The sequence below is a fragment of the Aeromonas salmonicida subsp. salmonicida genome, assembly GCF_001643305.1.
GTDB lineage: Bacteria > Pseudomonadota > Gammaproteobacteria > Enterobacterales > Aeromonadaceae > Aeromonas > Aeromonas salmonicida.
The window spans coordinates 90313-109452 of record NZ_LSGW01000046.1 but is presented as its reverse complement, the minus strand read 5'-3'; the positions used below and the strand labels follow the sequence as shown (position 1 = coordinate 109452).

At 58.2% G+C, this 19140-nt stretch carries 15 protein-coding genes and 1 pseudogene; 7 read left to right on the top strand and 9 right to left on the bottom strand.

What is annotated here, in order from left to right:
* The first annotated feature begins 399 nt into the window (after window positions 1-399).
* Window positions 400-603 (top strand): hypothetical protein, encoded by a 204-nt coding sequence (locus AXW79_RS05700; protein WP_151287688.1) that lies wholly within the window; start codon window positions 400-402, stop codon window positions 601-603.
* A gap of 93 nt (window positions 604-696) precedes the next feature.
* Here the strand turns inward: AXW79_RS05700 and AXW79_RS05695 are convergent, their stop codons facing one another.
* From AXW79_RS05695 to AXW79_RS05685, 3 genes are all read right to left on the bottom strand, one after another.
* The gene (locus AXW79_RS05695; RefSeq protein ID WP_005316936.1) at window positions 697-1962 is read right to left on the bottom strand and encodes a RidA family protein; all 1266 of its coding nucleotides are present in this window, start codon (window positions 1960-1962) and stop codon (window positions 697-699) included.
* An 812-nt stretch (window positions 1963-2774) separates the two neighbouring features.
* Window positions 2775-3896, bottom strand: a complete 1122-nt coding sequence (locus AXW79_RS05690; RefSeq protein WP_005316935.1) for an anhydro-N-acetylmuramic acid kinase — start codon at window positions 3894-3896, stop codon at window positions 2775-2777.
* Between the two features lie 248 nt (window positions 3897-4144).
* A complete protein-coding gene (locus AXW79_RS05685; protein ID WP_005316934.1) occupies window positions 4145-5467 on the bottom strand; it encodes a peptidoglycan DD-metalloendopeptidase family protein in 1323 nt (440 codons plus the stop codon).
* 110 nt (window positions 5468-5577) lie between these two features.
* Here AXW79_RS05685 and tyrS point away from each other — a divergent pair, with 110 nt between their 5' ends.
* Window positions 5578-6777, top strand: a complete 1200-nt coding sequence (tyrS, locus tag AXW79_RS05680) for a tyrosine--tRNA ligase (RefSeq protein ID WP_005316933.1) — start codon at window positions 5578-5580, stop codon at window positions 6775-6777.
* Between the two features lie 349 nt (window positions 6778-7126).
* On the opposite strand, the gene AXW79_RS05675 is transcribed toward tyrS, so the two are convergent.
* The 4 genes from AXW79_RS05675 to AXW79_RS05660 are packed head-to-tail and all read right to left on the bottom strand — an operon-like array spanning window position 7127 to window position 10306.
* Window positions 7127-8302 (bottom strand): hypothetical protein, encoded by a 1176-nt coding sequence (locus AXW79_RS05675; RefSeq protein ID WP_005316932.1) that lies wholly within the window; start codon window positions 8300-8302, stop codon window positions 7127-7129.
* Complete coding sequence (locus AXW79_RS05670; RefSeq protein WP_005316930.1) at window positions 8302-8673, bottom strand: GtrA family protein; 372 nt, start codon at window positions 8671-8673, stop codon at window positions 8302-8304. Before AXW79_RS05670 ends, AXW79_RS05675 begins: the two co-directional genes overlap by 1 nt.
* Complete coding sequence (locus tag AXW79_RS05665; RefSeq protein WP_005316928.1) at window positions 8670-9704, bottom strand: glycosyltransferase family 2 protein; 1035 nt, start codon at window positions 9702-9704, stop codon at window positions 8670-8672. Before AXW79_RS05665 ends, AXW79_RS05670 begins: the two co-directional genes overlap by 4 nt.
* Before the next feature lie 56 nt (window positions 9705-9760).
* Window positions 9761-10306, bottom strand: coding sequence for a hypothetical protein (locus tag AXW79_RS05660; protein ID WP_005316926.1), 546 nt, complete (start codon window positions 10304-10306; stop codon window positions 9761-9763).
* Window positions 10307-10632: 326 nt separating this feature from the next.
* Here AXW79_RS05660 and AXW79_RS05655 point away from each other — a divergent pair.
* The 4 genes and pseudogenes from AXW79_RS05655 to AXW79_RS05640 all read left to right on the top strand — a co-directional run bounded on the left by AXW79_RS05655 (window position 10633) and on the right by AXW79_RS05640 (window position 14032).
* Window positions 10633-11403, top strand: a pseudogene (locus AXW79_RS05655) (substrate-binding periplasmic protein).
* Window positions 11404-11483: 80 nt separating this feature from the next.
* Entirely contained in the window at window positions 11484-12968 is a 1485-nt protein-coding gene (locus tag AXW79_RS05650; RefSeq protein WP_005316924.1) for a L,D-transpeptidase family protein, read from the top strand.
* Between the two features lie 149 nt (window positions 12969-13117).
* Window positions 13118-13663, top strand: coding sequence for a DUF882 domain-containing protein (locus AXW79_RS05645; protein WP_005316921.1), 546 nt, complete (start codon window positions 13118-13120; stop codon window positions 13661-13663).
* Window positions 13664-13780: 117 nt separating this feature from the next.
* Entirely contained in the window at window positions 13781-14032 is a 252-nt protein-coding gene (locus AXW79_RS05640; protein ID WP_005316919.1) for a hypothetical protein, read from the top strand.
* Window positions 14033-14128: 96 nt separating this feature from the next.
* Here AXW79_RS05640 and AXW79_RS05635 read toward each other — a convergent pair whose 3' ends face one another.
* Both AXW79_RS05635 and cysZ read right to left on the bottom strand, forming a co-directional pair.
* A complete protein-coding gene (locus AXW79_RS05635; RefSeq protein WP_005316916.1) occupies window positions 14129-14743 on the bottom strand; it encodes a trimeric intracellular cation channel family protein in 615 nt (204 codons plus the stop codon).
* 140 nt (window positions 14744-14883) lie between these two features.
* A complete protein-coding gene (gene cysZ, locus AXW79_RS05630) occupies window positions 14884-15648 on the bottom strand; it encodes a sulfate transporter CysZ (protein WP_011898471.1) in 765 nt (254 codons plus the stop codon).
* A gap of 108 nt (window positions 15649-15756) precedes the next feature.
* On the opposite strand from cysZ, the gene AXW79_RS05625 reads away from it, so the two are divergent.
* Window positions 15757-19131 (top strand): AAA family ATPase, encoded by a 3375-nt coding sequence (locus tag AXW79_RS05625; RefSeq protein WP_005316912.1) that lies wholly within the window; start codon window positions 15757-15759, stop codon window positions 19129-19131.
* Window positions 19132-19140 lie beyond the last annotated feature (9 nt).

Here is a 19140-nt window from a genome sequence, read left to right as displayed (position 1 = left end):
GGTATGGCTGCATTTATTTGGTGCCATACGATTCCGTTCATAATATGCTGTGCATCTGAATGGTGATTAATCCGCATTCGTTGCAGTATCGTTTCCAGTGATATAGGGCAGGCGAGTTATTTGTCGTTCGATCATGGTAGTGAGTGATTTTTAAGTAAATCAGGTGATTTACAGCATTTTAAAAAGGATGGGGTATTTACAATGGCTTGTTCTGTATTGATTGATAAGTCAGAGGGAAAGCTGAAGATAAATTCTGATTCGTATGATTTGAACAGGATCTCTGATGTATAAGTAAAAGTGCTTACATGGAAGGATAAACAAATAAACATGTTATTGTTCGGGTTAATTACATCCAGTATCCTTTTCTACTTTATACCGACTGAAGCGCAGGGGAAGGGAATGACGTTGTTTCTCCCCGCAGTCACTTTTCTGGCAGGAATGGTGATGGCTATGGTCACCAGTACAAAATACGTATTCAGACTCGAATTCAAACACGCCGATGAAACCGGCGTGCAATGGATCACTGCTGCCAAGAGCAGAAATGCGCGGGAGTATGAGATCTTTAAATTGAAAGAGGTGGAGCTTAAACAAATTCTCGGATAACTAAGGAAAATTTTAAGCATAAGGTCGTCAATGTTGACACCCGATAAAAAGACACCGGCTTATCCGGTGTCTTTTTATCATTTAAAGCAAATCTTACACCTGCGGCGGGGTACTTTCCGCATTGGAGAGTACTGCATCCATCTGCACCAAGGCGCCGGCGGGCAGCTCGCTCACGCCAATGACGGTGCGGGCGGGCAGATAGCTCGGGAAATAGCGGGTATAGACGGCATCCACCTCGGCCAGATCCGCGATGTTCTTCACCTGAATATTGACCTTGACGATATCGTCCATCACATGGTCGATGCTCTCGACGATGGCCTTGATATTGCTGAGGCACTGGGCGGTCTGCTCTTTGACACAACCAGTCAGGATCTTGCCGGTGGTGATATCCAGCGGCAGTTGAGCGGCCAGATGGTTGTAGTGGGAGAAGGCGACAGTCTGGCAATGGAGCGGGCTGCGTGGTGCCTTGTCGGTATTGCGGGCAGCGATCACCAGATTGTGACGGTCTTCTACCAGTTGCGGCGGTGTGCCGTCACCGTGGGAGATGACCGCATCCATCTGCACCCGGGCACCCATTGGCAGGGCAGTTGCGCTGATCACGGAGCGGGCCGGCAGATAGGCGACGGCGCGGGCAATGGCGGAGTCCGGGAAGAAGGTGGTGTAGACCTCGTTGACGGCGTCCAGATCCGCGAGGCTGGTCAGGTAGATGTTCACCTTGACGATGTCGTCAAACGGCACATCGATGCTTTCCAGCACGGTCTTGATGTTGCGCAGACACTGACCTGCCTGCTCCTTGATACCACCGGCGACCAGCTTGCCCGAGGCGGCCTCGACCGGCAGCTGTGCACCTATGTTGTTGTAGTGGGAGAAGGCGACGGTATGGGTCGAGAGCGGGTTGTGCGGTGCCTTGTCGCTGTTGCGGGCCAGTTTCACCAGGGCGCAGGGCGCCTGCGGGAAGGTGCCTTCGCCATTGGAGATGATGGCGTCGATCTGCACCTGGGCATCCAGCGGCAGGGCGGCCACGGCGAGTGTGGTGCGGGTCGGCAGATAGCCCGGGAAGAATTCGCGATAGACGGCGTCGACCGCTTCCAGATCCGAAATGTCTTTGAGGAAGATGGTGGCTTTGACCATATCGTCCATCACGTGGCCGATGCTCTCTATGATCGCCTTGAGGTTATTCAGGCACTGTCTGGCCTGTACCTTGACGTCGCCACTCACCATCTTGCCAGTCTTGGGATCGACCGGCAGCTGGGCAGAAATATTGTTGTAATGAGAGAAAGCCACCGTCTGGGTGTAGGGGCCCAGATCCTGGGGGGCATGGGTGGTATTTCTTGCAGCCTTGATGATGGTGCCACTCATAGATATTCCTCTTTTTAGTATTCATTGTTAACTCAGGTACAGGTTCGTCCCATCCGAGTGCGCCAGCAGGTGCATCCCCGGTTATATATTTAATCCACTCAATAGCTGAATGGGATAAGAGAGGAAGGGACAGGGTTGATTATTTCAGACGAGGCGATTCTATGAGTGGCCATCAGGGGATGCAAACCAGTGATTGCGTTTCTATGAGATGGCTCAACGCTTGGAAATATAGCTGTTTTGCTATTCAATTCAGGGTGAATACGATTCCTGGGTGGATCAAACAGGTCTGGTGTCGCAGGCGAGCCCGTGTGGACTGGGTTCTTCCCCTGGCGGGGGAGGGGGCTGTGCTGTGAACGAGGCGTTAAAAACATGCGCCATCTTGCGGTTAATCGATTTTATTGTGCATAGATATGTATTTTTAAGCGTTTTGTGCATCTATCCTGTCTGCTAAAAATATGCTAGCCCAAGGTCATCCAAAGACTAATAAAGATGTGGCTGAAATATAATTCAATATATTGCATAGGCGATATTTTAATATTGCGTTCGAATAGCCGCTTGTTCGCTGATCCTGATGATATTTATCGCGCCAAATAGAGAGATAAATATGCCATAAGGGTGCAGTCGTCCTGTTGGCGGCTCGTGATAGTGGGGCCAAATGCTGGCTTACCCGCTTGGGCGACGCAGATCGGGCAGCCAGTGTTACTTATCCGGCGGGGTAGAGGGCCGTGCGATTGGCGACCGTGTATGGGAGGGCAGCTTGCCCTCCCTTGCTGGCAGTGATCGGGGTAATAGGTGGTGCTCCCAGTTGGCGATCAGGCGGGATAGAGGGCACCCAGGACGGCAAGACGGCTGGCACCGGTAACGGCGGGCAGGTTGCCGGGTTTGCGGTGGATAAAGCGCTGTGCCAGCCAGGCAAATGCCGCTCCCTCCATCCAGTCGGGGGCAATCCCCAGCTCGGTCGTGCTGGCGATGCGCCAGCCGGGCAGCAGGTTGGCCAGCTCCGCCAGCAAGGGGCCATTGTGAGCACCGCCACCACAGACGAAGAGCTCGGTTTTGGGCTGGTTGATCCCGGGGGATTCGGGAGGGACGGGCAGCTGACGAGCGATACTGTGGCAGGTGAGCGCCTGCAGGGTGCGCTGCACATCCACGGGGGCGTATGTACTGCCCGCCAGCTCGCCATCGAGCCAATCCAGGGTAAACATCTCCCGCCCCGTGCTCTTGGGCCACGGGGCGGCGAAGTAGGGGTGAGCCAGCAGCTTTTCCAGCAGCGCCGGTATCAGCTGGCCGCTGGCGGCCCATTTGCCTCCGGCGTCATAGCTGCCGCCGTGGGGCTGATGGCGGCGATACCAGCCATCGAGCAGGGTGTTGGCAGGGCCGGTATCAAAACCATACACCCCGCCCGCGTTGCCTGGCAGCACCGAGATATTGGCGATGCCGCCTAGGTTCAGCACCACCCGCAGCACGCCGGGCTTGGCAAACAGCGCCTGATGGAAGGCGGGCACCAGCGGGGCCCCCTGACCACCGAGCGCCATGTCCATGGTGCGGAAATCGGCGATGACGTCGATGCCGGTCAGCGCCGCCAGCAGGGCGGCGTTGCCGATCTGCAGGGTAAACCTAAGCTGGGGGCGGTGACGAATGGTCTGGCCGTGGCTGCCGATGGCGCGAATAGCGGCAGGGGTAAGGCCCGCCTTGGCGAGCAGGGCATGAGTGGCGGCGGCAAATTCCTGCGCCACTTGGTGGTCGGCGACCCCCAGCCTGTCTATCTCGTTGTCGCCGGGCGTACAGAGGGCATGAAGCGCATGCGCCATGTCGGCAGGCCAGGGGTGGCAGAGTGCTGCTTCGACCCGTAGTTCATCCCCGTCCATCATCACCAGCACGGCGTCGATACCATCCATGCTGGTGCCGGACATCAGCCCAATGTAGCGCTCAATCATGGTGTCTCCTAAATTGCGGGTAGGAAAAGAGAGTGAGAGAGGATAGAGAAGGTCACGGCCTCAATCCCATGCACATTCCGGTCCCCGACATCAGACCGAGATCGTGCTCACTCATGACAGCTCCTTATGTGTCGAGAAACCTGACCAGAGAGAAGGGATAACGGCATCGCTGCCATGCTCTCTTCCGGCTCCCTGTATCAACCCGACAGCATGTGCTTTCACGCCATATGGCTCGGCAGAGGCGCGGCTTAATTGTCGCGACCGTCCCGCTTGTTCTGGGCCAGCTGCAGCTCGGGTTTGTCGAGTTGGTCGAGTTTGGCCAGTTGCGGCGTTGCCAGCAGTTTGAAGTTGGCCAGCTCCCGCCCTGTGAGGGTCTCGGCCTGCGGCAGATTGAGGGTGCGCGGGTTCTTGTGAATGCCGCCCACCACAAATTCATAGTGCAGGTGCGGGCCTGTTACCCGACCTGTGCCCCCCAGGGTGCCAATGGTCTGCCCCTGTTTCACCCGCTGACCTTTATTGACGGTGCGTTTGGAGAGGTGCAGGTACTTGGTCACATAGTTGCCGGCGTGCTTGATGAAGACATAGTTGCCGTTGAACTGGTTGTAACCGGCCGCCACTACGCTGCCGCCGCCCGCCGCCATGATGGGGGTGCCCACCGGTGCCACATAGTCGATGCCATTGTGGGGACGCACCTTGCCGGTGACCGGGTGCAGGCGGCGCGGATTGAAGTTGGAACTGATGTATTTGAAGTTGACTGGCGCGCGCAGGAAGCTTTTGCGCATCGCCTTGCCTTCCGGTGTGTAGTAGTTGCCATCATCGTTCAGCACGGCGCGATAGATGGCACCCTGGTTGATGAACTCGGCGGCCAGAATGTCGCCGGAGGCCACTCGCTCGTCATCCTGGAATTTTTCCTGATAGACAACCCGAAAGCTGTCCCCGGGTTGCAGGTCCTGTGCGAAGTCGATATCCCAGCCGAAAATGGCGGCGAGATCCATGATCTGATCTTCGGTCATCCCCGCCTCGACGGCAGCCCCCCAGAAGCTGGAGCGTATCTCGCCTCGGGTAACCTGCTCGCGGGTATCGAGTTCCAGCTTGACCGGTTTGGCCACGAAGCTCTCGGCCTTGCGGCTTACTTTCAACGCCTGTTCCAGGCTGTGGGGGTAATAAAGGCTGTGCAGATCGCCATTTTTGGTGAGCTTGAAGGTGAGTTCTTGCCCGGGACGCAACATGCGCAGGGGGTCGCTGCCGTCGAGTTGATCGATCAGGTGCAGATCCGTGGTGCTGAGCCCCAGCCGCTGGAAGATGACGCCCATGTTGTCGCCACGGCGCACTTTCACCTGTTTGGTGACATAGCTCGGCTTGGGCGGGATAGCCGCTTGCCCGGCTTGTGCCAACAGATCGTCGTCGTCCGGTTGCGGCTCGGCGGCTAGCTCGTTGCTGTTTTCATCGACCCGGGTGGCGACTGCCCGTTCGCTTGGCCAGGCCGCCAGCATCATCACCATGATGCTCAAAATCAGCACCATCTTGCGGTGCCAGGTGGGAAGAGAGTTGAAGGCGTTCCAAATGACCATGAGAAGCTGACGAAGTCGGGCAGAATGAGCGGATTTTACAGTCTTTCCAATTAGCTCGCCATTCCAGTAATATGTTTGGCCCTGTGGAATCGTGATTGGAGTGTCAAAAAATGTCCCAGCTCGAGGTGGCGCTAGCCGAGATCAAGCGCGGAGCGGAAGAAATTCTGGTTGAAGAAGAACTGGTTGCCAAGTTGAAGGAAGGGCGCCCGCTGCGCATCAAGCTGGGGATGGACCCGACGGCTCCCGACATTCACCTGGGTCATACCGTGATCCTCAACAAGCTGAAGACCTTCCAGGATCTGGGTCACGAGATCATTCTGCTGATCGGCGATTTCACCGCCATGGTGGGTGATCCCTCCGGCAAGAACAGCACTCGTCCGCCGCTCTCCGAAGAGGCCATCAAGCACAACGCCCTCACTTATGCGGAGCAGGCGTTCAAGATCCTCGATCCCGCCAAGACTCGCATCGAGTACAACTCCAGCTGGCTGGGCGAGCTGGGTGCGACCGGCATGATCAAGCTGGCGGCCAAGCAGACCGTGGCCCGCATGATGGAGCGCGACGACTTCAAGAAGCGCTACACCGGCGGCCAGTCCATCGCGATTCACGAATTCCTCTATCCACTGCTGCAAGGCTATGACTCGGTTGCGCTCAAAGCGGACGTCGAGCTCGGCGGTACCGATCAGAAGTTCAACCTGCTGATGGGCCGCGAGCTGCAAAAAGATGCCGGTATGGCCGCCCAGTGCGTGCTGATGATGCCGCTGCTGGTCGGTCTGGACGGCGTCAAGAAGATGTCCAAGTCCGCCGCCAACTACATAGGCGTGCACGATGCCCCGGGCGAGATGTTCGGCAAGATCATGTCCATCACAGATGACCTGATGTGGAACTACTACGAGCTGCTCTCCTCTCGTCCCTTGGCCGAAATTGAAGAGTTCAAAGCCGGTATCGCCGCGAACACCCTGAATCCCCGTGACGTGAAGATCTGGCTGGCGAAAGAGATCATCGCTCGCTATCACGACGAAGCGGCAGCGGAAGCGGCCCACGAAGATTTCACCCAGCGTTTCTCCAAGAACGCCATTCCGGACGAGATGCCGGAAGTCGAACTGGCGCTGGAAGGTGACGGTCTGGCCATCGCCAACCTGCTCAAAGACGCCGATCTGGTGGCCACCACCTCCGAAGCACTGCGTATGATCAAGCAGGGCGCGGTCAAGCGTGACGGCGAGAAGCTGGAAGATGGCAAGGCACTGGTAGGTACCGGCACCGCCGTCTATCAGGTCGGCAAGCGCAAGTTTGCCCGGGTCACCGTCAAGTAAGCCAGCCTCTCTACGAGACTTGCTTTGTAGTTGTCTCCCGAGCACTGCCTGTGCTCGGGAGACAGCACTTGCAAGCTGTCCCATCGCGACGGTTTGCAAGATAACTCCCCCTTCTTGCTGGCTGTCTACCCCTCTCTCGCCTCTTGCTGTCTGACTTGCCTTGTTCGTTTGCTCTCATGCCATCCGCGGCGTCGGAGAACACCTGCGCGTTTCACGATAGGAACAGGGTGGGTGATGTCTTGTTTACCCGCCTTCAGCCAAGGCTCACTTCTCCCGTCGATTTATGAAGACCATAAAAAATGCCGGTCAAGTGACCGGCATTTTTGGACATGGCGTTGGGCGCGTTACATCAGACGGTAAAGAACTTGAAGTTGACGAAGGCCACAGCGATGAAGGAGGCCACCATGCCACTGATGCAGAGCACGGCCGGGCGCATGGCTGGCCAGCGATGGGTCAGCAGGATAATGGCCAGCAGGGTCGGGTAGAGACCGAACATGTAGCGTGGCATGGCGTTGAGGCCCGTCATCAGCGGTATGGTGCAGCAGATGAACATCAGGGTGGCTTCGGCCCAGCGCTTCTGGCTGAACAGGTAGAGATTCAGGCACCAGCCGAAGATCACCATGATGGAGAGGTAAGCCTTGCGCCCGCCCAGTTCGAAGCCGCTCAGCCACCAGTCGAGCGGGCTGTCCATGTAACGACCCCAGGCCACCTGGATATGTTTGAAGGCCAGCGCATCACCAGTGAGGTGATAGAGGTAGACCATATAGGAAAACAGGCCGAGCGGAATGAGCCAGAGGGTGAATACCACTTTGAGGGCGCGTTCGGTGAAGCGGAAGAACTCCCGCCAGCCGTAGGCCTGCAGCGCCAGGATCAGCACAGGGAAGACCATCATCACACCCAGATTGCGGGTGCCGGAGATGCAAACGCCGAGTACTGCGACCATCAGCCATTGTTCCCGATAGGCAAACAGGAACATCCCCAGCATCAAGGCCATGAACATCGACTCTGTATAACCGGAGACGAAATAGGCGGAGAAGGGGGAGAAGGCGAGCAGCCAGACTCCGAAGCGGGCAGTCTCGTCACCCAGCTTGAGCTGGCGCAGCACCAGCAGCATCAGCGGCAGGCTGGCGAAGAAGGCGATGTTGGCCACCAGCATCAGGCCGATCAGGCTCTCGACGTTGAGCAGGTTTGACAGCGCACCTGACAACATCGGATAGAGCGGCATGAAGGCCCAGTTGGCCGCATTGCCCTTGCTGAGCCAGCGCGGGTAGAGATCGTAGCCGTTTTCGATGATGCGCTGGAACCAGACGCAGTCGAACTGGCAATAGGCTTGTAGCGGACCTATGTCGGTGGCGCCGTAAAGCTGGACACCGAAATAACCCATGCCATAGAGGGCAACCCGACTCAGCAGGAAGGCGGCGATGATCATCAGCCAGTCACGGCTGCTGATGGCCAGTGACGGGCGATAGGGAGCCTGACTGCTGGGAGTCGAGCTGTCGGGAGTCAACGTTGTAATGTCATTCATCAGGCAAATACCCAGACGCGAGAGAGGATATAGGTGAGCACTGTGACTGTCAGCGTGGCGATCACCACAGGCAGCAGACCAGAAAGACCCGCAAACAGCAGACCGCTCAATATCAGGTTTCTCACCGCCAGCGAGAAGAGGGCAACCAGCAAGAACTTGCCGATGGCACCCTGTTTCTGGAAGGTGATGTAACGATGGCCAAAGAATGAGAACCAGAAGGCAATCATGAAGGCGATGGTGGTAACCCAGTGTTCAGAGATGGCGGGCCAGGTATGAAACAGCGCGATAGAGGTACCAAGGTCGACGAGGGTTGCCCCCCCGCCGACCAGACCGAACCGGAACAGGCGCCAGAATTCCTCGCGGGAGATCATTGAGGCGCTTGCTCCTTCTTGTCTTGTTGCTGTTCTGTCTCTTGCTGTGTGTCAGCGTCCTGCTGCTTGTCTGCCTCCGGCTTGGCATACTGGCCATAGATCCCTTCGATGAGATAGATGGGACGCTGTTTCACTTCCACAAACATGCGACCTATGTACTCGCCAATGATGCCAAGAGACAGCAGTTGGATGCCACCAAGGAACAGCACCACTGACATCAGGGAAGCATAACCGGGTACGTCTATCCCGAAGAAAACCACCTGGGTGACGATCTTGAGGATGTAGAGGAAAGCAACGAAGGAAACACCGACCCCCACATAGCTCCACACCCGCAGCGGCCAGCTGGAGAAACTCATCAGGCCATCGAGGGCGAAGTTCCACAGCTTCCAGTAGTTGAACTTGGTTTCACCGGCGTGACGGGCCGGGCGCTCGTAAGGAACGCCCACGGCACGAAAGCCGGCCCAGGCAAACAGACCCTTCATGAAGCGGTTGCGCTCTGGCAGTTGCTTGATCGCCTCGACCACACGGCGGTCGATCAGACGGAAGTCACCTGCGTTCTCCGGCAGCTTGGTGCTGGTGGAGAGGGCGTTGAAGAAACGGTAGAAGCCACCGGCGGTGACACGCTTCATCGGGGTATCGGCACTGCGGTCCACCCGTATGCCGTAGACGGTGTCATAGTCACCGGTCTGCCACAGCTTGACGAACTCCAGGATCAAGGAGGGGGGATCTTGCAGATCCACGTCCATCGGTACTATGGCATCACCTTTGGCATGATGCAGACCGGCGGTCATGGCCGCTTCTTTGCCGAAGTTGCGCGCCAGGTTGACCAGGGTCACCCTGGGATCGCGGGTGATGGCTCGCTCGATCACTTCACGGGTGCTGTCACGGCTGCCGTCGTTGACGAACACTATTTCCAGCCGATCCTTGAGAGGCGCCAGTTCGTTATCTATCGCGTTGATGAAGGCATCTATGCTCTCTTCCTCGTTGTAAACGGGAACGATCAGAGAGAGTCGAAAATCGGCATGCGACATGAAAACTTCCTTATTTGGAAAATTATTTTATAAAACAACGTATAGGAGAGTACGTCTTACTGGGCGACGGTCAGGCGTACCGACTGGACATTGAGGGGGGTCGGTGCGGACAGCGCCAGGAAGTTAGGCCGTTTCGGGTCCGACGTCAGAGAGTCGCCCGGCAGATTGAGCCGGATTTCGTTGATGCCAGCCTTGGCCAGGCGGACTGTCGTGGTGAAGTCATGACCCAGCGCCACCTTGAGCAGGGTGCCTGCCTGCGGGCTGTTGACCCTGGCCTGTATGGTCAACTGTTCAGGCTGAGCCTGATGCTTGGGCAGCACGAAATAGAGGCCACCCTGGCCGCTGAGTTCGGTGCCTTCGCTGCTTGGCTTCTTGGCCCAGCCTGCGCTGGAGAGAAAGCGGCTCGGCCTGGTCAGGTTGAGCTCGTTGCCGGGCTGATAGGTCATGCTGGAGTTGTGCTCCCAGAAGCGGGTCTTGCCTTCCAGGTAATAGAGTTTGTAGGCCAGGCTCACGTTGGGGTGGGCAGCCAGATAGAGGGTGTAAAGGTAGAAACCACTCAGTGCCATGATGGCAGTCAGAAAACCGAACTTTTTGTACGTCATATCACTCTCTACGCCTCACGATTGGTAGGCTGATTTCGCGCATATGCTAATCCAATTGCAAAAAAAGCATAGTGGATCACAAAAATATATTTGGTCACATATTAACCCCTTTCGAGCCCGTACTCCAAATGCTCCCGGTTTGCCCTGTTTATGGCTTGAACAAGCCCGGTGCCGCACCGGGTCTGGACTGATTTCATGGCCGAGTCCCTGTGGGGATAAACCCGCCCCGCGTAGAGTACCGATGGATAAGAATCGCTGTGGCAGGATCTGTCGCCATTTGACCAAGGGCGATTTATGATGGGGCATCGCGTTGTCAAGGATGACTCATGAAGCTGACACTCTTCTGCTGGGCGCTCTGGTTGCTCTCTCCGGCGGCATCGGCAAACAGCTTGTGCCCCTCTCCACTGCGGGTCGGTTTTGACCATTGGCCACCGTATCACTATTACGACAGCGCGACGACGGATGACAAGGTGCTGAAAGGTTTTGCCGTGGAAACACTCAATGCCATGCTCACGCGACTGGGTTGTTAGGTCACCTATGTGGAGCGGCCCTGGAAGCGGATACTGCACGATCTGGAACTGGGCTCGCTCGACATCGCCATGGAGGCATACTCCAACAAGGAGCGTGCTCGCTATGCCTGGTTTTCCGATGGCTATAATCCGGGGCGCAGTGTGCTCTGGGTCCGCAAGTCCTCTTCCTACCCTGAAAGCGATTTGGCGAGTTGGCTGGCCAGTGGTCATATTCTCGGGGTGACCAAGGATTACTACTACGGGGCCGAGACGGCCGACTTGTTGCGCCGTTATGCTGATCAGGTAAGCGTGGTCAATGATCATCAAAATTATGGCAAGCTGGTGCTCGGCCGGATCGACGGTTTTCTCGGGGATATTCTGGCCACGCCCTGGGGTCTGAAAGAAGAGGGGCTAAACGATCTGATCGTGCCTCATGTCATGGCCGTATATGAAGCACCCACTTTTTTCATGTTCAGCAAACAACGGCTTTCACCGGCGTTTGTCAGGGCGTTCAATCGGGAGCTGGCTGAATTTAAAGCAACCAATGAGTATGACGTTATCTGGCGGCGCTACGCGCCCGCCAGCTAGTAAAGTCGCTGGCATTCACGCATCATGAGCGCCTTGACCGCAGGGTCTGGCAGTTGAAGTGAACCGATCTTGAGGTAAGCATGGGGAAGAAGTATTGGCTGGCGTTGGCAAACCTGATCTGGCTGGGCTGCTTGCCAGCGGCAATGGCGCAGGCAAGCGAAGGACAGGTGTTGGTAACCCAGGCTGCGGTGCAGCATGACTGGTATCAGAACAGTACCGCAGAGCAGGCTCGCCTTGAGTTGGAGCTCCAGTTGCAGGAGGCCGTACTGGCCCAGTTGCACCCTGACTTCTTCAGTCTCTGGAAGAAGCTGCAGCCCAAGCCGGCCGATCAGCGTGGCGCCCTTTATGATGAAGTTTTTGGCAAGCTGGCCCGTTTTCAGCAGGCCTGGCGTGCCATGGATCTGGTCGCCCGCGAGCAGATGCAAACCCTCAAGCTCAATTTGAACCAACCGTTGGCACACGAGCCTGTTGGTGACAATCTGCTGGATCAGGTCAAGCAGCTCAGACCCCAGGTCGCCGAGTATGAGTCGGTGCGCGAGGAAGTGCGCAAACTGCTCGCCATGCCAATGGCCAAGCAGTGGCCGACCCTGACCATGCCGACCCTGCGGGCGGGTGAGGCATCCCCTGAACTGGGGCAGATCCGTACCATCCTCAACGAGCTGGGGGATGGCGCCCCCCGTCATGACGACGCCACCTATGACGTTGACACCCAGCAGGCCATCAAGCAGTTCCAGCGCCGCCACGGTCTGACCGCCGATGGCATCATTGGTCGCCAGACTCGCACCTGGCTCAACACCGGGCCGCAAGTGCGTGCCAGCCTGCTGCTGCGCAACCTGTGGCGTCGGGATCTGGTGGATCATCTCTCCGGTGCCCGTTACGTGCTGGTCAATATTCCTGACTACCGTCTGAGTGTGGTGGAGTCCGGCAACGAGGTGTTTACCAGTCGAGTCATCGTTGGCAAGGAGCAGCGGGCAACCCCCATACTCGCCAGCGAGATCCGCTCCATAGTGCTCAACCCGCCCTGGCATGTGCCGCGTTCCATCCTGAGCAAGGATATTCTGCCCAAGCTGGGTCGGGATCCTGCGTATTTGAATCGCGAGCAGTTCGAAGTGATCGACGGCGAAGGCAACCCTGTGCAGTTCACCGAAGAGGGCTGGTATCAGGCGTTGGCCGCCGGTTTCCCTTATCGCCTGCGGCAAAAGCCCGGTGATCACAATGCCCTGGGGCGCTACAAGTTCTATCTGCCCAACAACGACGCCATTTATCTGCACTCCACTCCGCGCAAGGCGCTGTTCGAGCAAGGGGCTCGTGCCTTCAGCTCCGGTTGTATCCGGGTGGAGCACGCAGACGATCTGGCCGAGTTGCTGCTGGCGGACTCCCGCTACCAGCCGGACAAGGTGGCTAGCATACTGAAAAATACCCAGACAAAGTGGTTGCCGCTGACCACCCCTATCCCGGTATTTACCGTCTACTGGAGCAGCTGGATCGACGAAGAGGGTCGCCAGCAACTGCGCAATGACATCTATGGATTTGATCGAGTCAGCTTCCAAAGTCGCCTGCTGTGATCCTTGCCACAGAGTGAAAAGCCCGGCCCTTGCCGGGCTTTTTCATTGGTGCTGACGGTTTGACATGAGAGGGTTCGAAAGGTAGTTTCAAGCACCTGTATCAAATTCACTCAACAGTGTCGCTTACATCTGCGATGGACGAACTCCTTATGCTGGAACAAGAGATAAGTCGACGTCGCCTGCTGCTGGGGGCTGGGTGCCTGCTGGGGGGAGCCATGCTCTCATTCCCTGCCATGGCGAGCCGCAGTACCTCAGGACGTGAACTCAGTTTTTTCAATCTCAATACCGGTGAGCGGGTGCAGGCCAGTTATTGGGAGAATGGTCGCTACCTGCAAGACGGGCTGGCCGAGCTCAATCATATTTTCCGTGACTATCGTCGCAACGAAGTGTTCAACATCGACAAGAAGCTGTTCGATCAGCTCTATCTGTTGCAGCACAAGCTGGGCCGCAACGGCGAAATCCAGCTTATTTCCGGCTACCGTTCGCCGGCGACCAATCGCCAGAAGCGCAGTAAGAGCCGCGGCGTTGCCAAGCACAGCTATCACACCCTGGGTCAGGCGGTGGATGTGCGGATCCCGGGTGTTCAGTTGGCCCATTTGCGCAAGGCTGCGCTCAATCTCAAGGTGGGTGGAGTGGGCTACTACCCGAGCGACAACTTCGTTCATCTGGACACCGGGCCCGTCCGCAGCTGGTAGTCGTTGGCGGCAGCCGGCGAGCGACACCTCGCCTCTATGGCGGGCTGCAGCGCCTGGTCACTGGCAAAGAGGGGGGCCGAGCTGTTAGGCTCCGGACACTATCCAGAGGAGAACCAGATGAAACATATTTTGCTCGGGGGCATGATTGCCCTGCTGCTGACCGGTTGTGGCAAGCTCAATCGCGAGAATTACGACAAGTTGAAGATGGGGATCAGCTACGCGGAAGCGAGCACCATACTCGGCAAGGCAGAGCGCTGCGACGATGCCTTGGGCACCACCAGCTGCATCTGGGGAGAGGAGGGCAAGAACATCAAGATCCGCTTCATCGCCGACAAGGCAACCTTCTTCAGTTCGGAAGGGATTAACTGAGTCGTGTACGCACTCAGTGTCTCCATACAAAAAAGCGCCTGTCAGGCGCTTTTTTGTTGTCTGCAATCCGAACTGCTTCGCCAGAAACTGGCGCGCTCAGTGGGTTGCGTACTGATAGTGGAAGGTGGGCAATCCCCACTTGAATCGTACCGCCAGCAAGCGCAACACGAAGCCGATCCCGATGGCACCAAAGGCGGCCCAGTCGTTGGGCAGGCCCTGATCCAGCGCCAGGCAGTAGATGGCGGCGGTGATCAGCGAGATGGCAGCATAGAGCTCCCGGCGAAACACCAGGGGAATGCGCTGGCAGAGCAGGTCTCGCAGTACACCGCCAAAGGCGCCGGTGACCACCGCCATGATGCAGGCAATGCCGATGCCATGGCCCATCTCCAGGGCCCTAGCGGCGCCGAAGATGGAGAAGACCACCAGTCCCAGCGCATCGAGCGCCAGGAACAGCTTGCCGAGGTAGCGCATCAGCGGTGCCGATATGACGGCGGCCATGGCCGCGCCTGCCACCAGCAGCACATATTCCGGATGTTCAACCCAGAGCAGGGGATAGTGCCCAAGCAACACATCCCGGATGGTACCGCCACCAATGGCCGTTGCCGAGGCGATGATCACCACGCCAAACAGATCCATCCGTCGCCGACCCGCAGCCAGTGCGCCAGTCATTCCTTCGGCCACCAGGCCCAGCAAGAAGAGTGTATGTAACATGAGATATCCCAGGGTGCGAGAAAGGCCCGCATCCTATCAATTCAAGCTATATGGGACAAGGAATGAAGGCTATTCATTATTTTTTATAATGCAAAAAGTAAAAGGCACCGACGAGGTGCCTTTTTTCATTGGGGCAGGGATCAACGTTTGAGCTGTTCGGCGCGGTAGTGGTCCACCCACATGGCGGTGGCACCACAGATGGCGACCGGCATCACAAAGAGGTTCACCACCGGAATGGCGGAGAAGAGGGTGACCAGGGCACCGAAGCTCAGGCACTTGCCGCGGCGCTGCTTCAAGGCATCGCGCATTGTGATGAAGCTTATCTTGTGGTTGTCGAACGGATAGTCGATGTACTGAATTGCCATCATCCAGGCGCTGAACAGGAACCAGAGCACGGGGGCCAGGGTCTGCCCGACCACGGGGATGAGGAACAGGATCAGGCAGCCGATGGCCTTGGGCAGGTAGTACTTCAGCTTGGTCCATTCACGGCCGAAGGTGCGGGGCACATCCTTGACGATATCCAGCATGCCGGTGTCGCTGACTACCTCGCCGGTGAGGGTCTGTTCCACCTTCTCAGCAAGCAGGCCATTGAAGGGGGCCGCTATCCAGTTCGCGACCGAGCTGAACAGGAAGGAGAAGACCACCAGTATGGTGACCAGAGCGATGGGCCAGAGCAGATAGTCCAACCAGCTGAGCCAGCTGGGGATCTGCTGGTGCAGCCAGCCGAACAGACCATCGAGCTGCAACAAGAGGGCGTAGAAGGCCCCGGCAAACAGCACAAAGTTGACCAGCAGCGGGATCAGCACAAAGGTGCGGATGCCCGGTTGGCGAATGAGGGAGAAACCGCGCAGGAAGTAGTCTGCGCCGCTGATTGAGTCTTTGACCATAGGGGGTGATTGGCTCATCTGAGCTCCATCTGTTCATGGGAAAGTGCCAGCATATTACAAACAAGGTTTGGATTTGGTAAAGTCGCCTGCCCGCCTTCTCTTTATTTCGTTACCCAATAGGCCTCCATGCGTCTGAAATTGATCAAACTCGCCGGTTTCAAGTCGTTTGTCGAGCCAACCCGCATCGAGTTCTCGGCCGACATGACCGCCGTGGTGGGGCCCAATGGCTGCGGCAAGTCCAACGTGATCGACGCCGTGCGCTGGGTGCTGGGGGAGAGTTCGGCCCGCCATCTGCGCGGCGAGAACATGACGGACGTCATCTTCAACGGCTCCATCAACCGCAGCCCTCACGGTCGCGCCTCGGTGGAGCTGGTGTTCGACAACCCCCACAACCGGGTACCCGGTGAATTTGGCCGCTTTACCGAAATCTCGGTGCGCCGCGAGGTGCTGCGCGACGGCTCCAACCATTACCAGATCAACGGCCAGAAGTGCCGCCGCAAGGATGTCACCGACCTCTTCCTCGGTACCGGCCTCGGGCCGCGCAGCTACGCCATCATAGAGCAGGGCACCGTCAGTCGGCTGGTGGAGTCGCGCCCCGCCGATCTCAAGCTGTTCATGGAGGAGGCGGCGGGTGTCTCCCGCTACAAGGAGCGGCGACGCGAAACCGAGCAGCGAATCCGCCATACCCAGGAGAATCTGGAGCGGCTCGGCGACATTCGCGGTGAGCTGGGCTCCCGCCTCGAACATCTCAAGGCCCAGGCCGAGACGGCCGAACGTTACAAGCAACTCAAGAGCCGTTCGCGCGCCGCACGGGCCGAGCTTATCGGTTCCGAACTGTGGGCGCTGGAGACTCGCCTGGGTGAGGCCAAGGCCGAGCTGACTCAGGCCGAACAGGCGCTGGCAGCGCTGGATGCCAAGCGCACCCAGGATGAGGGGCGTCACGTCACCCTGTCGGTGGCCCGCCAGGAGGCTCAGGCCGAGCAAGCGAGCCGCCAGCAACAAATTTTTCTCGGTGGCCAGGCCATCGCCCGCCTCGAACAGCAGCAACTTCATCAGACCGAGCTTGGTCGCGACTGGCAGATCAGGCGTCAGGCGCTTGGCGAGCGGATAGAGGGCATCAGGGCACAACTGGCGAGCCAGCAGGAACAGCTGACCGAAGGCACCCTCAAGGGGGAGCAGGAGTCGGCGCGACTCGAACAGTGTGAGCAGTTGCTCACCGAGCAGCAGGGGTTGCGTCTTGTCGCCGGCGAGCAGCTGGAGCAGGCGCGTCAACGCCAGCAGCAGTGGCAACAACAACTCGGCCAGTTACGGGGGCAGCTCAACCAGACTCGTGCCCAAGTGAACGGTCTGCAGGAGCTGCAAGCCAAGACACGGTTGGCACGGATCAAGCTGGAGGATGAACGCGCAGGTCCACTCGGCGGGGAAGGGGAGTCGTTGCAGCCCGGGCTAGACGCCCTGGCGTCCGAGCTGGAATGCTCCCGGGCTCGCCACGCCGAGCTGGAGCAGCAGTGGCAGGCCAGCGTGGCTCGCCATGAAGAGTGCAAGTTGCAGCAAAGCCAGCAGAGCGGCCTGCTGCGGGAGCTTGAAGCCCGTCTCACCACGCTTGACCAAATTTTGGGGGAGCAGATGGTGGGCGCCACCCTGGCGGATCGGCTGCAGGTGGCGCCCGAGTGGGCACAGGCGCTTGACAAGGTGCTCGGCCGCTGGCTCACCGCCCAGCCCAGCGACGAGTGCAATCTGGCGCAGAACGGGCTCTGGATTGGTCCATCCCGACCTGCGGTGGCAGGTACCCTGGCTGCTCGGCTTGAGGGCGCGCATATTCCCGCCTTCCTCAACGCCATCTGGCTGGTTGAAGATAGAGATGCTGCGCTGGCCCGCCAGCCTGGCCTCCTGGCTGGTGAGTCGGTACTGACCCCGACGGGAGACTGGTTTGGCCCTAACTGGGCCGATCTCGGCCAGGGCGGGGCACTCGGCACTCTGGCCCTGCTCGGTGAACGTGAGCGGTTACACACAGAACTGGCGGCAGGCCAGCAGGCCCTTGGCCGGTTGAATGAACAACTGGGAACTGCCGATGCCACGCGCGCCCAGCTGCACAGTGCCTTCGAACTGAGCCAGCGTACAGTGCGCGAGCAGGAACAGCAGTGGCAGCAACTGCGTGAAGCCTGGAGCCTGCGGGAAGGCAAGCGCCAGGAGCGGTTGCAACGGCTCGGTCAGCTTGGCGAAGAGCTGACTAGGTTGGACAAGGAGCAGGCCGACGAGGCGCAGCGGCTGGCAGCGGCATTGCAGCAGCTTGAGCTCGATGAGGAGCGGCTTGGCGAGTTGCAGGAACAGGGTGAGCCCTTGACCGAGTCGCTGCAGCTTGCTCAGGAGCGAGTCACTCATGCCGAGCGGGCGGTGGAAGAGGCGCGTCTGCGCCGTGAGCAGCAACAAGCCAGCTGCCAGCGCTGGCAGCTGGAGCAGCAGAATCAGAGCCAGCTCATCAGCCTGCGGGAGCAGGAACTGGCCCGACTCGGGCTGGAATTGGCCGAACTCAAGGAGCCAGGGGCCACGCCGGGTCAGGATCTGTCGCCCCTGCTGGTCGAGCAACGCAACCTCGAAGCATTGCAACTTGCCTGCCATCAAAGGCTGGCAGAGTTGGAACGACAACTGACCGAACTGGAACAGGCACGCAGCGTTGATCACAAGCAGCTGCTGACCTTGCAGGAGAAGCTGGCGACCCTGAGGCTGGAGCGCGAGCGCAACCTGACCCGCCGTCAGGGGTTGCATGAGCAGTTCGAGGAGCTGGGAGTACGGCTGGTGGATCTCGATCAGGCTGTCTTGATCGCCGCCGATCGCGGCAAGTTGCGTCAGGAGATCCAGACGCTGGAGGCTCAGGTGGAGGCACTTGGCGCCATCAACCTGGCGGCGCTGGAGGAGTACGAAGAGGCGAAAACCCGCTCAACCTACCTGGAAAGCCAGTGTCAGGATCTCGAGCAAGCGCTGGAAACCTTGAGCCAAGCCATTAAAAGAATTGATAAAGAAACACAAATACGCTTCCGTGACACTTTCGATAAGGTCAACGAAGATTTAAAATCCCTCTTTCCAAAAGTGTTTGGGGGAGGCAGTGCCTGGCTTGAGCTGACCTCGGATGATCTTTTGGAGGCCGGAGTGAGCATCATGGCAAGACCTCCGGGTAAGAAGAATGCTACCATTGCCCTGCTTTCCGGGGGGGAGAAGGCGTTAACCGCACTTGCGCTGGTTTTTGCCATCTTCAGACTCAACCCAGCACCATTTTGTCTGCTGGATGAGGTGGATGCACCGCTCGATGAAGTGAACGTCGGTCGCTTCTGTTCTCTTGTCAAAGAGATGTCGAGCACAGTACAGTTCGTTTACATCAGTCATAATAAGGTCTCCATGGAGATGGCTGAGCAGCTGGTTGGCGTTACGATGCAAGAGCCCGGGGTTTCTCGCATTGTGTCGGTCGATATCGGTGAAGCCGTCGCTTTGGCTGAGCAAAACTAGAAAGAGAAG

Excerpts from the sequence above, each read along its gene's own strand:
- AXW79_RS05700 (WP_151287688.1), top strand. The coding sequence starts at position 400 with ATGACGTTGTTTCTCCCCGCAGTCACTTTTCTGGCAGGAATGGTGATG.
- AXW79_RS05695 (WP_005316936.1), bottom strand. The coding sequence starts at position 1,962 with ATGAGTGGCACCATCATCAAGGCTGCAAGAAATACCACCCATGCCCCC.
- AXW79_RS05690 (WP_005316935.1), bottom strand. The coding sequence starts at position 3,896 with ATGATTGAGCGCTACATTGGGCTGATGTCCGGCACCAGCATGGATGGT.
- AXW79_RS05685 (WP_005316934.1), bottom strand. The coding sequence starts at position 5,467 with ATGGTCATTTGGAACGCCTTCAACTCTCTTCCCACCTGGCACCGCAAG.
- tyrS (WP_005316933.1), top strand. The coding sequence starts at position 5,578 with ATGTCCCAGCTCGAGGTGGCGCTAGCCGAGATCAAGCGCGGAGCGGAA.
- AXW79_RS05675 (WP_005316932.1), bottom strand. The coding sequence starts at position 8,302 with ATGAATGACATTACAACGTTGACTCCCGACAGCTCGACTCCCAGCAGT.
- AXW79_RS05670 (WP_005316930.1), bottom strand. The coding sequence starts at position 8,673 with ATGATCTCCCGCGAGGAATTCTGGCGCCTGTTCCGGTTCGGTCTGGTC.
- AXW79_RS05665 (WP_005316928.1), bottom strand. The coding sequence starts at position 9,704 with ATGTCGCATGCCGATTTTCGACTCTCTCTGATCGTTCCCGTTTACAAC.
- AXW79_RS05660 (WP_005316926.1), bottom strand. The coding sequence starts at position 10,306 with ATGACGTACAAAAAGTTCGGTTTTCTGACTGCCATCATGGCACTGAGT.
- AXW79_RS05650 (WP_005316924.1), top strand. The coding sequence starts at position 11,484 with ATGGGGAAGAAGTATTGGCTGGCGTTGGCAAACCTGATCTGGCTGGGC.
- AXW79_RS05645 (WP_005316921.1), top strand. The coding sequence starts at position 13,118 with ATGCTGGAACAAGAGATAAGTCGACGTCGCCTGCTGCTGGGGGCTGGG.
- AXW79_RS05640 (WP_005316919.1), top strand. The coding sequence starts at position 13,781 with ATGAAACATATTTTGCTCGGGGGCATGATTGCCCTGCTGCTGACCGGT.
- AXW79_RS05635 (WP_005316916.1), bottom strand. The coding sequence starts at position 14,743 with ATGTTACATACACTCTTCTTGCTGGGCCTGGTGGCCGAAGGAATGACT.
- cysZ (WP_011898471.1), bottom strand. The coding sequence starts at position 15,648 with ATGAGCCAATCACCCCCTATGGTCAAAGACTCAATCAGCGGCGCAGAC.
- AXW79_RS05625 (WP_005316912.1), top strand. The coding sequence starts at position 15,757 with ATGCGTCTGAAATTGATCAAACTCGCCGGTTTCAAGTCGTTTGTCGAG.